Below are 12491 nucleotides of genomic sequence, written 5' to 3' on the forward strand. Positions count from 1 at the left end.
TCGGCGAGGCTCCATTATCGTCCCCCACAGTGTATCTCAAACCGCTCAGCACGCGAGGTTTTTCAGACGTTCCTTAGGTGAACACGGAACGGGGGATTATACGGTGTTCAAAGGTAACCAATTTTGTTTCGATCTGGCTAACCTAAGCCAAGTAACGATTGGGAACACCGTGATCGACGACCACCAAGACCAAGACGAACCCTCCGGCGCTCCCTCGCGCCTCCATCGACGTAAGGTATAGCAAGGACCTGAACACAGGCGAGAAATATCGAGCAGCTTAGAGGTCCTTCGGGACCTCTTTTTTTGTCTATTGTTCGCCCCAGCCTTCAGCCTGCATTTCACGCAAACGACTGGCCGTGCGCTCGAATTCAAAGGTGCCCGCCCCTTCGACATAAAGCATCTCTGGCACTGCCGCCGCCGACACGATCAGGCGCACATTGGCTTCGTAAAGCGCGTCAATTAGCGTGACAAACCGTTTTGCCTCGTTAAAGTTCTGGCGGCTCAGACGCGGCACATCTTCGATGATCAACACCCGAACTGCATCCGCCAGCCCAAGGTAATCCGCGGGCCCAAGCATACGTCCGCACAGATCATAGAATTTGGCGCGGGCCACCCCATTATGAAACCTTGGCAACTCAATCTCGCGGCCCTGCACATGCAAGGTCAGGCTATGCTGCTCACCGCCTGTCAGTTCCTGCCAGATGCGATTGATCTCATCTTTGGCCGCCCCGTCATTCGGCGAAAAATAGACCTGCGCCCCTTCAAGGCGGTCCTGTCGGTAGTCAGTGGGTGACGCCAGCTCGTGCACCACCATCCGATCCTTCAGCATTTCGATGAAGGGTAAAAAGATCTGCCGGTTCAGCCCGTCCTTGTACAAATCATCCGGCACGCGATTTGACGTGGTAACCACCACAACGCCCGCAGCGAACAGTTTTTCAAACAGCCGTCCGACGATCATCGCATCCGTGATGTCCGTGATCTGCATCTCGTCAAATGCCAAAAGACGCACCGAGTCCGACACCGATTTCGCGACCGGCTTGATCGCGTCTTCGACACCGTCTTGCCGCGCCCGATGAATGGCTGCATGGATTTCCTGCATGAAGGCATGAAAATGCACACGGCGCGCGGGAGCATCGAGGCTTTCAACAAACAGATCCATCAACATCGACTTGCCACGCCCAACGCCACCCCAAAGGTAAAGACCTTTGGGCGGTTCCGGGGCTTTGCGAAACAGTCCCTTCTTGACCGGTTGCGCCAATGCCGCACGGATGCGTTCGAATTCGGGCAAAACGGCCTCTTGAGCCGGATCGGGGGTCAATGACCCTTCGGCCACACGCGCAGCATAGATATCGGGCAAGCTTGTCATGCCCGCCGATTACCGCGTCTTAGCAAGATTGTGGAGAGGGCTTATTCCACCGCCCGGATCAATTTGCGTTCGAGCACGCGCAGGACCGTTCGCAGATCATGCCCGCGCTTGAGCACTTGGCCATCGATCCCGATTACCGCGTATTGGCCTTGGCGCTGGCGCAGTTTGGGACGTTTTTCGATACGGTAGAGCGGGTTCTCTGCAGTGCGACGGAACACCGAGAAAACGGCAACATCCCGCAGGGTGGAAATCCCGTAGTCCCGCCATTCACCAGCCGCAACCATTTGTCCATAGAGCGACAAGATCACACTTAACTCGGTTCGGTGAAACGCCACCTGTTCGGGTGCTGAGCGGGAGTTTGGGAACGGCGTTATACTGTTCATATCTTATGATGTGTGCAGCCGTGGCGGTAAATCAAGCATTTTGACAATGCGCAGGCAGCAGCGTTGTAAAATAGACCTTAAATCAACCGTAAACTGGGTCCGATCTGGACCTTTTGTTTCGCGCGCGAAACATTGGGTCCGGTTCGGGCCATTTAACTTTTTGTTAATCTTTGTGTCTTCTATCGGTTGAGCGTGCGCCTTTCTCTGAAGGAAAGGAAAAATGCTTCGAAGCATTTTCGCCCAGTCACAGCAGATGTGCATGTCACGCAAACGCGCCCTGACAGAACCAGCCCGAAGATTTTGCCGCTCCATGTGCGTAGAAAAGCCAAAGCCAGTGTCCCTTGTCGGTGATCACTTCCCAATAATCGCGCTGCCCGTTGCGCCATGCGGGATCATCCAGCCACCATTCGGGCGCGATGCGTTCAGGGCCACGGATGCTGTGGACGTGGTGATCGCGACCACGCCATCGGAAGACTTCAGGCAGGCGCGGGACATCTGGCACCATCACAGGTTCCGGGGGCCACATCCGAAGCGGGCGGGATTTGGTCGGCTGCGGCCAATCCTGCACAGGCTCTGACCATGCCGCGGCAACAGTGACCCAGGTTTTTTCCGGGATATGGCTGTCGGCGGGTTGCACACGGGTGATTGCCTCGACACCAAGACGTGTGCCCAGACGCCCGATTAACCGATCCAGCGATCCAGGTTTCGACCCGGCCATACGTGCGCGCCCGTCCTCGGCCGCCTCAAGGTGGCCCGCGGCAGTGCGCAGGTGAAGCGGTTCATGAAGCACTGCCTCTAACCGCAGCATGTCGATTCCATAACCCGCATCCAGATCCTCGACCTTGAGCCGCAGAAGCGGGCGGATGTGGTCCGGGTCATCCGAAGGTTTCGCCATCGTGACATTCATCCACTGCATCGTCCCATCCGCGCGATACGCCTCGAACCGCAGCGTGCGCGCGCCACGTCCCTTTTTGCGCAGCGCGGTACACAAGCGGGGCAGCATGCGGTCTATGGCGGCCATCACGTCTTCCTCAAGGCCGATAGGGTCTGGCAGGCTCATCCGTGTGGCAAAACGGTCGGGTGGCGGGGCCGGGCTGACCGGTTCGGGCAAAGCGCCCAGTGCCTGATCCAAACGCGCCACAAGCCCACGCCCAAACCGCCTGGCAAGGCTTGCACGGGGTTGTTCGACAAGGTCCTGCACCCGGCGCAGACCAAGGCGGGATAGCTGCGCCATCGCGTGATCGTCCAATCTCAGGGCTGCAATCGGCATAGGAGCCAAAGCTTTGTAAGTCTCGCCCGGGGCTGCAATCCGGGCGCAGCCCTGTACGCGCGCCAATGTCATTGTCGGAGCAGCCCCGCCGCGTTCCCAGTGCCGTCGCTTGCCCGCACGAGACCGGGTCGCGCGTGCCTCTTGGTCGATCGCGTCGCCGCTGCGATGATGGTCACCATCCTGCCCCCCGCCAAACCGGGCCAATGCCCATGCGCCGCCCAATGTGTCCGCGATGCCAAGCTGCACAGACAGACCCAGATCGGTGCAATCCTGTTCGACCTGAAGCGCAAGCTGTTCTTCGCCACCAAAGAGATGCGCACAGCCGGTCAGATCGATCACCAGCGCATCGGGCTCTTCGCGGGCGACCCACGGGGAAAACTTGCCCGCCCAGCGATGCAAAACCCCAAGAAACGCAGCCTCGGCATGGGGGTTCGACAGACGGGTCAGCAGATCAGCACACATCGCATGGGCGTCGCGCAGCGGCTGGCCGCCGTACAATCCCGCTGCTTGTGCAAGTGGCGACAGCGACGCCAGCACTTGTGCCTGTCCAACATCGCGCACCACAGCGAACGGCACCTCACCCAGATTAGGGTCGCGCCGAATATGGCGTTCTGCGGCCAGCCGGGGAAACCAGATGGACAGGATACGACGGTTTGGCATGAGACTCGCGGCAGCATTTGTTCCTATTTTGTTCTATATATCCTTGTTGCTCGACGAGTCGAGAGCCCAGCCGAGTCTGTCAGATCATATCAGCCGCAATAGATACGCGTCACCGCACCACTGTCGTCGAGCGCAAAATTCACCCGTTCACCGCGAAAATCCGTCGTTGCGGGATCGTTTGGACCAAGAATGCGATGCGGTTGCGAGAACGCGATGCTTTCAAGTTGAGACCGTTGTAGCCCCATCAGATGAGACATTTGATCAGAACCACACGACTCGGTCGGCTTTTCCGCGACCGTGGCTTCCTGACACGCAGCCAAACCCAGACAAACACTCAGAATATAAAAAATCCGCATTGAGAAACCTTTCCAATATCCAAGCCAATGCTTGCAAACCAAACGCTTTCCCGCAAGGTTTCGCAAAAGAACTTAAGGGAGAAAGTCATGCGCACACGCGCCGCAGTTGCCGTTCAAGCCGGTAAGCCATTGGAAATCATGGATGTAAACCTTGACGGACCGCGCGCCGGTGAGGTGTTGGTCGAGATCAAAGCCACCGGAATTTGCCATACAGACGAGTTCACCCTGTCGGGCGCAGATCCCGAAGGCATGTTCCCTGCGATTCTGGGCCATGAAGGCGCGGGCGTCGTGGTCGAGGTCGGACCCGGGGTCACCAGCCTCAAGCCGGGTGATCACGTGATCCCGCTTTATACGCCCGAATGCCGGGAATGCGACTACTGCCTGCATCCCAAAACCAACCTGTGTCAGTCAATTCGCGAAACCCAAGGTAAGGGTGTGATGCCTGATGGTACGTCACGGTTCAGCACCTTGGATGGTGATCCGATCCTGCACTACATGGGCTGCTCAACCTTTTCGAACCACACGGTGCTGCCCGAAATCGCGCTTGCCAAAATTCGCGAAGACGCACCGTTTGATAAGGTCTGTTATATCGGCTGTGGTGTGACGACCGGCATTGGTGCTGTGATCAACACCGCCAAAGTCGAGATCGGCAGCCGTGCGATTGTGTTTGGTCTGGGTGGGATTGGTCTGAACGTCATTCAGGGGCTGCGGTTGGCTGGTGCGGACCAGATCGTCGGTGTTGACCTGAACCCCGACAAGGTCGAAATGGCGACCCGGTTCGGGATGACGGATTTCGTCAATCCCAAAGAGGTTGAAGGGGATCTGGTGCCTTATCTGGTCAACCTGACTAAGGGCGGCGCAGATTACACCTTTGACGCGACCGGCAACGTGCAAGTGATGCGCGACGCGCTGGAATGTGCGCACAAAGGCTGGGGCGAGAGCATCATCATCGGTGTGGCCCCTGCCGGCGCCGAGATTGCAACACGCCCGTTCCAGCTGGTCACGGGACGGACGTGGAAAGGCACGGCCTTTGGCGGTGCGCGCGGGCGGACGGATGTTCCCAAGATCGTCGACTGGTACATGGACGGCAAGATCGAGATTGACCCAATGATCACCCACACCATGCCGCTTGCCGATATCAACAAAGGGTTCGATCTGATGCATGCAGGGGAAAGCATTCGGTCGGTGGTGCTTTATTAACGTAACGACCGTGAAGGGGCCACAGGCCCTTTTTTTCATTGGCGGGGCGACGAATGGACCTGAGTCAGGTTTGACCATACCCAATCTGGAAGCCCCGCTAACCGATCTTGGCTTTTAAGTAAGCCTGCGCGGTCTGAACTCCGGTCTGCACGCCATCGCGACCAAACCGGCGGCTGGGTTTCTGGCGCCGGGCAACACTGAACGAGGTGCTTACTTATGTCTGACAACCCGCCGCTCCTTGCCGTTTTGATCGACGCGGACAACACCTCACCGAAATACGCTCGGGCTATTTTCGAGGAAATCGCATCGCTGGGCGAAGCAAGTGTGCGGCGCTGCTATGGCGATTTTTCAAGTCAGCAAATGTCCGGTTGGTCCAAGGTACAGGCCGAATTCGGCCTAGTCCCACATCACCAACCGGCAAACACCGTTGGCAAGAATGCCAGCGACATCGCGCTGGTGATCGACGCGATGGACTTGATGCATACAGGGCGTTTTGACGGGTTCGTGCTGGTCAGTTCGGACAGCGATTTCACCCGACTCGCACAACGGCTTCGGGAACAAGGGTTGGATGTGTACGGCATGGGCATGCAAAAAACGCCCGAGGCGTTTCGACGTGCCTGCAAGCGGTTCATCTTTTTGGAAAACCTCGAAGGTGGACCAGAGACCGGTAATACCGAGGTCAAACCGGCCAAGAAAACCAATCTAAACGAGGCACGGAACCTGATCCTCAAGGCAATGGACGCGATTGATCAGGACGATGAATGGTACCGTTTGGGCCAGCTGGGACAGCATATTGTTTCAGCCAACCCCGATTTTGACACCCGTACCTATGGCAAACGCAAGCTCAGCGATCTGGTGGCCGACATGAAAGTGCTTGAGGTCAAACGCGGATCGAATAACCAACTCATGGTCCGCAGACGCGATTGATCTTGCCGCGATGGCATCTCAAAGGCTTTGAAGAACGGTCATTGCAGCTTTGAGGACACCGTGTCATGCTCAATGCGGGGACGAGGGGTTTCTGCGCAGTGCGTGTTGGAGACCATACTATGCTGACTGTAGACACACCGATCTTGTTGCGTGCGATCGACGATGATGCGCATGGCCAGGAACGACGGCTTTCCGACGCTTCGCTTCTTGTCATGGCGCAAGAGGTGATAAACCGGCTGTCTCATATCTCGCGCAATGCGAATGCGGAGATGAGCGATGTTGATCTCGATGCCTTGTGCATTGCGATGATTGATCCCACCGCTGAGGAAGCCAACCGCATAATGCGTCGCGCGAAAGAGCGGGGTGCGGACCATAAAACGCTGTGCGTGCACTATATCGCAGCCGCCGCGCGCAGGTTAGGAGAATGGTGGGAACAAGACATCATCCACTTCAGCGACATGGCGATTGCTGCCGGGCGGATGCTGCATATGCTGCGGGACATTCGGATGATGACGCCACCGGTTCCGGTTCGTGGCAACCGTGAAGCGTTGTTTGCGGCCGTGCCCGGTGAACAGCATGTATTGGGCGTTACGATGGCCGCGGACATTCTGCGCGAAAAGGGGTGGGAAATTGACCTTCAGGTCGGACGTAGCGAGACCGAACTCTGTCAAATCGCTCATGATGGCGGGTATCCGATCATTGGATTGTCAGCCTCGGGCGCAGATCGGGTCAGAGCACTGGCGCGGACAATCGTTGAGCTGCGCATTGCGGCGCCGCGATCCTTGATCTTTATCAGCGGGAATATCGTTCATATCGAAAAGGATATTGCTGTCCGCACCGGCGCTGATGCGGCAGCGGCGTCGATGGAGCATTGCCTCGAAACCCTGGAATCGCTGTATCAGGCGGTGCTGAGCGCGGCATCCGCAACGCCGTAACGCGACATGAATGTGGTGACGGCACCGTCGATCACCCGCGCTTTTTCGTCCTCTGATACCGATCGAATGATGCCAAACACCAGTTTTGGCCAAAGATCGGCTTTGCAAAGTTCGGCGAATTGATCGGCGGCAAGATCGAAATCGTTGATCCGCAATTCATTGCGGTCAACGGCCTGATGCAAGTAGTCCACCATCGCAGCCCGCATGATCATTGGGCCGGAATGATAGAATTCCTGACCCAATTGTGGAAAGCGGTCGGCCTCGGCAACGCAGATGCGAAAAATCCGCTGGCCCATATCTGAATAGATGAACCCCAAAAACTGGTGCGCAACCCGTGACAGAACCTCTTGCGGGGGACGCGAACTGTCGATGCTTTCTATCGAGGTGCGCGCTTGTTCTTCGCATTGGCGCGTGGCCACCTCCATGAACAACAGGCGCTTGTCTGGAAAGTAGCTGTAAAGCGTGGCTTTGGACACACCAGCCGCGCGGGCGATATCGTCAACGCTTGCGCCTTCAAAGCCATCACGCAGGAACACCTCTCGCGCGCCATCAACCACCTGGTCGAATTTTCGGCCTTTTCGAATTTGCGCCTGCGCAGTTGTCATTCCCGCCCCTTTTGTCACGTTCAAAAGCTAAACAGATCGGTTTAGTCTAGCAAGTAGGGATGTGTGATCGCGACTTTGGAAAACAACCCTTCCACCTTTGCCCGAACCGCATTCCAGCAAGAAGTGAAGGATTTTGATCATGCGATTTTCTTTAAACCGGCGCCGCTTTTCCGACCTCTCTGAGCAGGAAATTCTGGCTCTTGCGATCTCGGCCGAAGAAGACGACGCCCGGATCTATCGGTCCTATGCGGAACGTCTGCGGGGTGACTTCCCAGGCACCGCCGCAATTTTTGACGGGATGGCGAAAGAAGAGGACGGCCACCGTCAACGGCTCGTTGATCTGCATCAGGATCGGTTCGGTGATGTGATCCCTCTTATCCGGCGTGAACACGTTGCCGGATATTATGCCCGCAAACCGATATGGTTGGTTGAAAACCTTGGGATCGAACGTATTCGCGCCGAAGCAGAAGCGATGGAACGGGATGCCGAGCGGTTCTACCTTGCGGCGGCAAAACGCACGAGCGACGCCCCGACACGCAAGCTTTTGGGAGATCTGGCCGCAGCCGAAGCGGGGCACCAGACCACGGCTGAAGCTCTTGAGCGGGAACATTTGACGGACGACACCCGCAGCAGCGAAGAGGAAAACTCGCATCGTCAATTTGTTCTGACATGGGTCCAGCCGGGATTGGCCGGGCTGATGGACGGGTCGGTTTCGACCCTTGCACCGATCTTTGCGACGGCGTTCGCCACTCAGGACACGTGGACCACGTTTCTGGTCGGTCTCGCGGCCTCTGTCGGCGCAGGCATTTCGATGGGCTTTACCGAGGCAGCGTCGGATGACGGGCAACTGTCGGGGCGCGGGTCGCCATGGAAACGGGGTTTTGCGTCAGGCATCATGACAACGGTCGGTGGGTTGGGCCACGCCCTGCCCTACCTCATTCCGGATTTCTGGACCGCAACGATCACAGCGTTTGTCGTCGTGTTCATAGAGCTTTGGGCAATTGCATGGATCCAGAACAAATGGATGGACACGCCGTTCTTCCGCGCTGCATTCCAGGTCGTACTGGGTGGGGCGCTGGTGTTTGCCGCCGGCGTTCTGATCGGCAGCGGCTAGGCGCCAAGGGCCAACAAAAAACCCGGGCGCGAACGCCCGGGCAGTTGGTCACAAAAGACTGAAGGAAGGAGGAGATCAGCCTTTGGAGAATTCAGGATATGCTTCCATGCCCAGCTCAGCCATGTCGAGACCGTTGATCTCTTCTTCTTCACTGACGCGGATACCCACGGTTGCTTTCAGGATGAACCAGAGGATCAGCGAGGCGACAAAGGTGAACACACCGTAAGCCACGATACCTGTCAGCTGTGTCATCAACTGTGCTTCACCGTAGAAGATCACGGCGATGGTGCCCCAGATACCTGCAAAGAGGTGGACCGGGATCGCGCCGACAACGTCGTCGATCTTGAGCTTGTCGAGGAACGGCACAGCGAACACCACAATCACACCACCAACGGCACCGATCCACAGAGCACCAAACAGTGTCGGAGCAAGCGGTTCAGCAGTGATCGACACGAGGCCGGCCAGCGCGCCGTTGAGAACCATGGTCAGGTCGACCTTCTTGTACATCACCTGCGTCAGGATCAGCGCTGTCACAGCACCAGCAGCAGCGGCCATGTTGGTGTTGGCAAAGATGCGCGACACGTCAGACACGTCACCCACGGTGCCCATAGCAAGCTGAGAACCACCGTTGAAGCCGAACCAACCGAGCCACAGGATGAATGTGCCGAGGGTTGCAAGCGCCAGGTTGGAGCCCGGGATCGGGTTTACACGACCGTCTTTGTACTTACCGATACGCGGGCCAAGCACGATCACACCTGCCAAAGCAGCCCAGCCACCGACAGAGTGAACAACAGTCGAACCAGCGAAGTCGGAGAAGCCCATTTCAGACAGCCAGCCGCCACCCCACTGCCAGGAACCGGAGATCGGGTACATGAGGCCTGTCAGGACGACAACGAAAGCAAGGAAGGGCCATAGCTTGATACGTTCCGCGACAGCACCCGACACGATGGACGCAGTTGCAGCAACAAACACAAGCTGGAAGAAGAAGTCAGAGCCGACCGACGCATAGTCCAGCGCGGCATCTGCAGCCGATACACCGACAGCGTCAAGCACGGTCTGGCCGCCAATGGCGAAGTAGCCGTTGAAGTCGCCCGGATACATCGTGTTAAAGCCCACCAGCCAGTACATGATGGCCGCAATCGAGAAGAGCGCGATGTTCTTGGTCAGCTGCATCGCAACGTTCTTGGAACGTACGAGGCCCGCTTCGAGCATGGCAAAACCGGCTGCCATAAAGAACACGAGGAACCCTGCCATCAAGAACAGCAGTGTTGTGAAGATATAAGGTCCGACCTCGTCCATGGTCGGCGCGGCGGCCTCTTGTGCCATACCCATCACTGGCAGCGCAGCAAGCGCGGCAGCGGGCAGGAGTGTCTTGAGTAGTTTCATCTGTATGTGTCCCCTAATCTCTGTCACAGCGCTGGTTCAGAGCGCATCCCCATTGGTTTCGCCTGTGCGCACGCGAATGGCCTGCTGCGCATCGAGCACGAAGATTTTGCCGTCTCCGATTTTGCCGGTACGGGCTGTCTTGGTGATGGTTTCGATCACTTGGTCAGCCATATCTGCGGCGACCACGATCTCGAGTTTGATTTTTGGCACAAAGTTCACCGCATATTCTGCGCCGCGGTAAATCTCGGTGTGGCCGGATTGAGATCCAAATCCCTTGATCTCAGTTACCATCATGCCGCGGACGCCAATGTCTGTGAGCGCCTCGCGGACTTCTTCAAGCTTGAATGGCTTGATTGTCGCTATGATGAACTTCACCTCGGTCCCTTTCCCTTACAGGTCGATCTGTTTGCATGCGCAGAAAAGAGGCACGCAGGGATGTAAGGAAAGGTGCGACGCCAGAGAGACGCGTGTCAGGATCGACAAATTGCACAAATTTTGCACATTTTTTTGCTTATGGCTAATTTTTGAGCAATTAAAAAACGAAGTAACCCGTTTGTGACCGGTCCACATCGACAGAAAAAAGCACTAAATTGATAAAAAAGAGCAGAAGAACAGGCGGTCAAGATGACTGATTCACGACGCGGGAAAAGTCGTCTGGTCGCAGACCGGCGGTACCCTAAGAAACCCGCCAAAACGGCAAAGTCCCGCAAGGCCGCCCCGGCCAAGCGCAAAGCCGCACGCCCGAAAACCAAGCGTGGTGGTATCATCGGGTTTTTTAGCGGCATCTTTGGCTGGGTGTTTCGGTTTTTCCTGCGCCTCTTTATACGCGCCGGTCTCGTTGCCGCGCTAATTATCGGCGGCTTTGTCGCATACGAATACTCCACCTTACCTAATGTGAACGAAGCGTTGGATGGACGCGCGCGAGGATCAGTGCAGCTTTTGGATCGTGACGGGGTCGCGTTTGCGTGGCGCGGCGACCAGTTCGGCGGGGTCGTGACAGCCGAGACCGTATCGCCGCACCTCAAGAACGCGGTTGTCGCGACTGAGGACCGGCGTTTTTACCGTCACCTTGGCCTGTCGCCACGCGGAATCGCGTCTGCCGTACGGATCAACCTGTCCGAAGGCCGCGGGCCGCTATCGGGTCACGGGGGGTCGACCATCACGCAGCAGACCGCAAAGTTGCTGTGCCTTGGCGTCGCATATGACCCGGATGACTGGAAGAACGAGGCCGAATACGTGGCCGACTGTCGTCGCGGGTCGCTGTATCGCAAGGGTAAAGAGGCAGTCTATGCGCTGGCGATGGAGCTGAAATACACCAAAGACGAAATTCTTTCGATTTATTTGAATCGCGCTTACATGGGGGGCGGTGCATATGGCGCGGCCGCAGCGGCAGAGCGGTACTTCTCCAAACCCGCATCGGCCCTGACACCCCAAGAGGGCGCAATGATCGCGGGATTGCTCACAGCACCGTCCAGCCTTGCGCCGACATCGAACCTCGAAAGATCTCAGGCGCGTGCCGCCACCGTGCTACGGTTGATGAACGAACAAGGCTATCTGACTGACGAACAGACCCGTTCCGCACAGGCCAACCCAGCCACGCTGTCGGAGAAAGCCAAAACCCAGACCGGCGGCTATTTCGCCGATTGGGTCATGCAGTCCGGCCCTGATTTCTTTACACGAGACACAACCGAAGATGTGATCATCGCTACCACGCTAGATCAGCGCATCCAGAAAGCGGTTGAAGAGGCCGTCAAACAGGTGTTCACCACAAAGGTGCGCGAAGGGTCAAAAGCGCAGGCTGCCATTGTCGTCATGTCCGCCGATGGCGCCGTGCGCGGTATGGTTGGTGGACGACAGACCAATGTGTCGGGCGTGTTCAACCGCGCAACCCAGGCCAAACGTCAGACTGGATCGGCCTTCAAACCCTTTGTTTATGCAACCGCGCTGGAGCTTGGGTACAATCCCTATGACACGGTTGTGGATGAGCCTTTCTGCATGGACATCCCCGGCTCGGGCAGGTGGTGTCCGGCAAACTATTCGAACCAGCATTACGGTCAGGTGACGTTGGTGGATGCGCTGGCCAAGAGCCTGAACATCCCTGCGGTCAAAGTATCCGAGTCCGTTGGTCGCGATCTGGTACGCAAAGTGTCCGAAGACTTTGGCATTGAAAGCACCCTGACCGATACTCCGGCACTCGCGCTTGGGGCATCCGAAGCGTCGTTGCTGGAAATGACCGGAGCTTATGCGGGTATACTCAATGGCGGATCATCGGTAACGCCTTACGGCCTG

General features: G+C 57.2%; 12 protein-coding genes. 5 read left to right on the forward strand and 7 right to left on the reverse strand.

What is annotated here, in order from left to right:
* Positions 1-307: 307 nt before the first annotated feature.
* The 4 genes from zapE to ACTG4M_RS15655 form a co-directional block, all read right to left on the reverse strand.
* Complete coding sequence (gene zapE, locus ACTG4M_RS15640) at positions 308-1366, reverse strand: cell division protein ZapE (RefSeq protein WP_439124593.1); 1059 nt, start codon at positions 1364-1366, stop codon at positions 308-310.
* Between the two features lie 41 nt (positions 1367-1407).
* On the reverse strand, positions 1408-1749 hold the full coding sequence (locus ACTG4M_RS15645; RefSeq protein ID WP_439124594.1) for a DUF2794 domain-containing protein: 342 nt from the start codon (positions 1747-1749) through the stop codon (positions 1408-1410).
* A gap of 262 nt (positions 1750-2011) precedes the next feature.
* Positions 2012-3679: a Y-family DNA polymerase gene (locus ACTG4M_RS15650; protein ID WP_439124595.1), complete on the reverse strand. Its 1668-nt coding sequence runs from the start codon at positions 3677-3679 to the stop codon at positions 2012-2014.
* Positions 3680-3768: 89 nt separating this feature from the next.
* The gene (locus ACTG4M_RS15655; RefSeq protein ID WP_439124596.1) at positions 3769-4035 is read right to left on the reverse strand and encodes an I78 family peptidase inhibitor; all 267 of its coding nucleotides are present in this window, start codon (positions 4033-4035) and stop codon (positions 3769-3771) included.
* Between the two features lie 87 nt (positions 4036-4122).
* On the opposite strand from ACTG4M_RS15655, the gene ACTG4M_RS15660 reads away from it, so the two are divergent.
* The 3 genes from ACTG4M_RS15660 (at position 4123) to ACTG4M_RS15670 (ending at position 7097) form a co-directional block, all read left to right on the forward strand.
* Complete coding sequence (locus tag ACTG4M_RS15660; protein ID WP_439124597.1) at positions 4123-5235, forward strand: S-(hydroxymethyl)glutathione dehydrogenase/class III alcohol dehydrogenase; 1113 nt, start codon at positions 4123-4125, stop codon at positions 5233-5235.
* A 216-nt stretch (positions 5236-5451) separates the two neighbouring features.
* The gene (locus ACTG4M_RS15665) at positions 5452-6162 is read left to right on the forward strand and encodes an NYN domain-containing protein (RefSeq protein WP_439124598.1); all 711 of its coding nucleotides are present in this window, start codon (positions 5452-5454) and stop codon (positions 6160-6162) included.
* Between the two features lie 119 nt (positions 6163-6281).
* Positions 6282-7097, forward strand: a complete 816-nt coding sequence (locus ACTG4M_RS15670) for a cobalamin B12-binding domain-containing protein (RefSeq protein WP_439124599.1) — start codon at positions 6282-6284, stop codon at positions 7095-7097.
* Here ACTG4M_RS15670 and ACTG4M_RS15675 read toward each other — a convergent pair.
* Positions 7061-7702, reverse strand: a complete 642-nt coding sequence (locus tag ACTG4M_RS15675) for a TetR/AcrR family transcriptional regulator (RefSeq protein WP_439124600.1) — start codon at positions 7700-7702, stop codon at positions 7061-7063. The two genes, ACTG4M_RS15670 and ACTG4M_RS15675, sit on opposite strands and share 37 nt — an antisense overlap.
* Positions 7703-7841: 139 nt before the next feature.
* On the opposite strand from ACTG4M_RS15675, the gene mbfA reads away from it, so the two are divergent.
* Positions 7842-8816, forward strand: coding sequence for an iron exporter MbfA (gene mbfA, locus ACTG4M_RS15680; RefSeq protein WP_439124601.1), 975 nt, complete (start codon positions 7842-7844; stop codon positions 8814-8816).
* A 75-nt stretch (positions 8817-8891) separates the two neighbouring features.
* Here the strand turns inward: mbfA and ACTG4M_RS15685 are convergent, their stop codons facing one another.
* Together ACTG4M_RS15685 and ACTG4M_RS15690 are read right to left on the reverse strand one after the other, a co-directional pair.
* Positions 8892-10202, reverse strand: a complete 1311-nt coding sequence (locus ACTG4M_RS15685) for an ammonium transporter (protein ID WP_439124602.1) — start codon at positions 10200-10202, stop codon at positions 8892-8894.
* 36 nt (positions 10203-10238) lie between these two features.
* Positions 10239-10577, reverse strand: coding sequence for a P-II family nitrogen regulator (locus ACTG4M_RS15690; RefSeq protein WP_292060931.1), 339 nt, complete (start codon positions 10575-10577; stop codon positions 10239-10241).
* Positions 10578-10826: 249 nt separating this feature from the next.
* Between ACTG4M_RS15690 and ACTG4M_RS15695 the strand changes: the two genes are divergently transcribed.
* The coding region (locus ACTG4M_RS15695) for a transglycosylase domain-containing protein (RefSeq protein ID WP_439124603.1) at positions 10827-12491 on the forward strand (1665 nt) is incomplete at its 3' end.

Source organism: Marivita sp., assembly GCF_965656765.1.
Classification (GTDB): domain Bacteria; phylum Pseudomonadota; class Alphaproteobacteria; order Rhodobacterales; family Rhodobacteraceae; genus Marivita.

Bases quoted from the DNA above. Each gene is read 5' to 3' on its own strand.
- zapE (WP_439124593.1), bottom strand. From the start codon at position 1,366: ATGACAAGCTTGCCCGATATCTATGCTGCGCGTGTGGCCGAAGGGTCA.
- ACTG4M_RS15645 (WP_439124594.1), bottom strand. From the start codon at position 1,749: ATGAACAGTATAACGCCGTTCCCAAACTCCCGCTCAGCACCCGAACAG.
- ACTG4M_RS15650 (WP_439124595.1), bottom strand. From the start codon at position 3,679: ATGCCAAACCGTCGTATCCTGTCCATCTGGTTTCCCCGGCTGGCCGCA.
- ACTG4M_RS15655 (WP_439124596.1), bottom strand. From the start codon at position 4,035: ATGCGGATTTTTTATATTCTGAGTGTTTGTCTGGGTTTGGCTGCGTGT.
- ACTG4M_RS15660 (WP_439124597.1), top strand. From the start codon at position 4,123: ATGCGCACACGCGCCGCAGTTGCCGTTCAAGCCGGTAAGCCATTGGAA.
- ACTG4M_RS15665 (WP_439124598.1), top strand. From the start codon at position 5,452: ATGTCTGACAACCCGCCGCTCCTTGCCGTTTTGATCGACGCGGACAAC.
- ACTG4M_RS15670 (WP_439124599.1), top strand. From the start codon at position 6,282: ATGCTGACTGTAGACACACCGATCTTGTTGCGTGCGATCGACGATGAT.
- ACTG4M_RS15675 (WP_439124600.1), bottom strand. From the start codon at position 7,702: ATGACAACTGCGCAGGCGCAAATTCGAAAAGGCCGAAAATTCGACCAG.
- mbfA (WP_439124601.1), top strand. From the start codon at position 7,842: ATGCGATTTTCTTTAAACCGGCGCCGCTTTTCCGACCTCTCTGAGCAG.
- ACTG4M_RS15685 (WP_439124602.1), bottom strand. From the start codon at position 10,202: ATGAAACTACTCAAGACACTCCTGCCCGCTGCCGCGCTTGCTGCGCTG.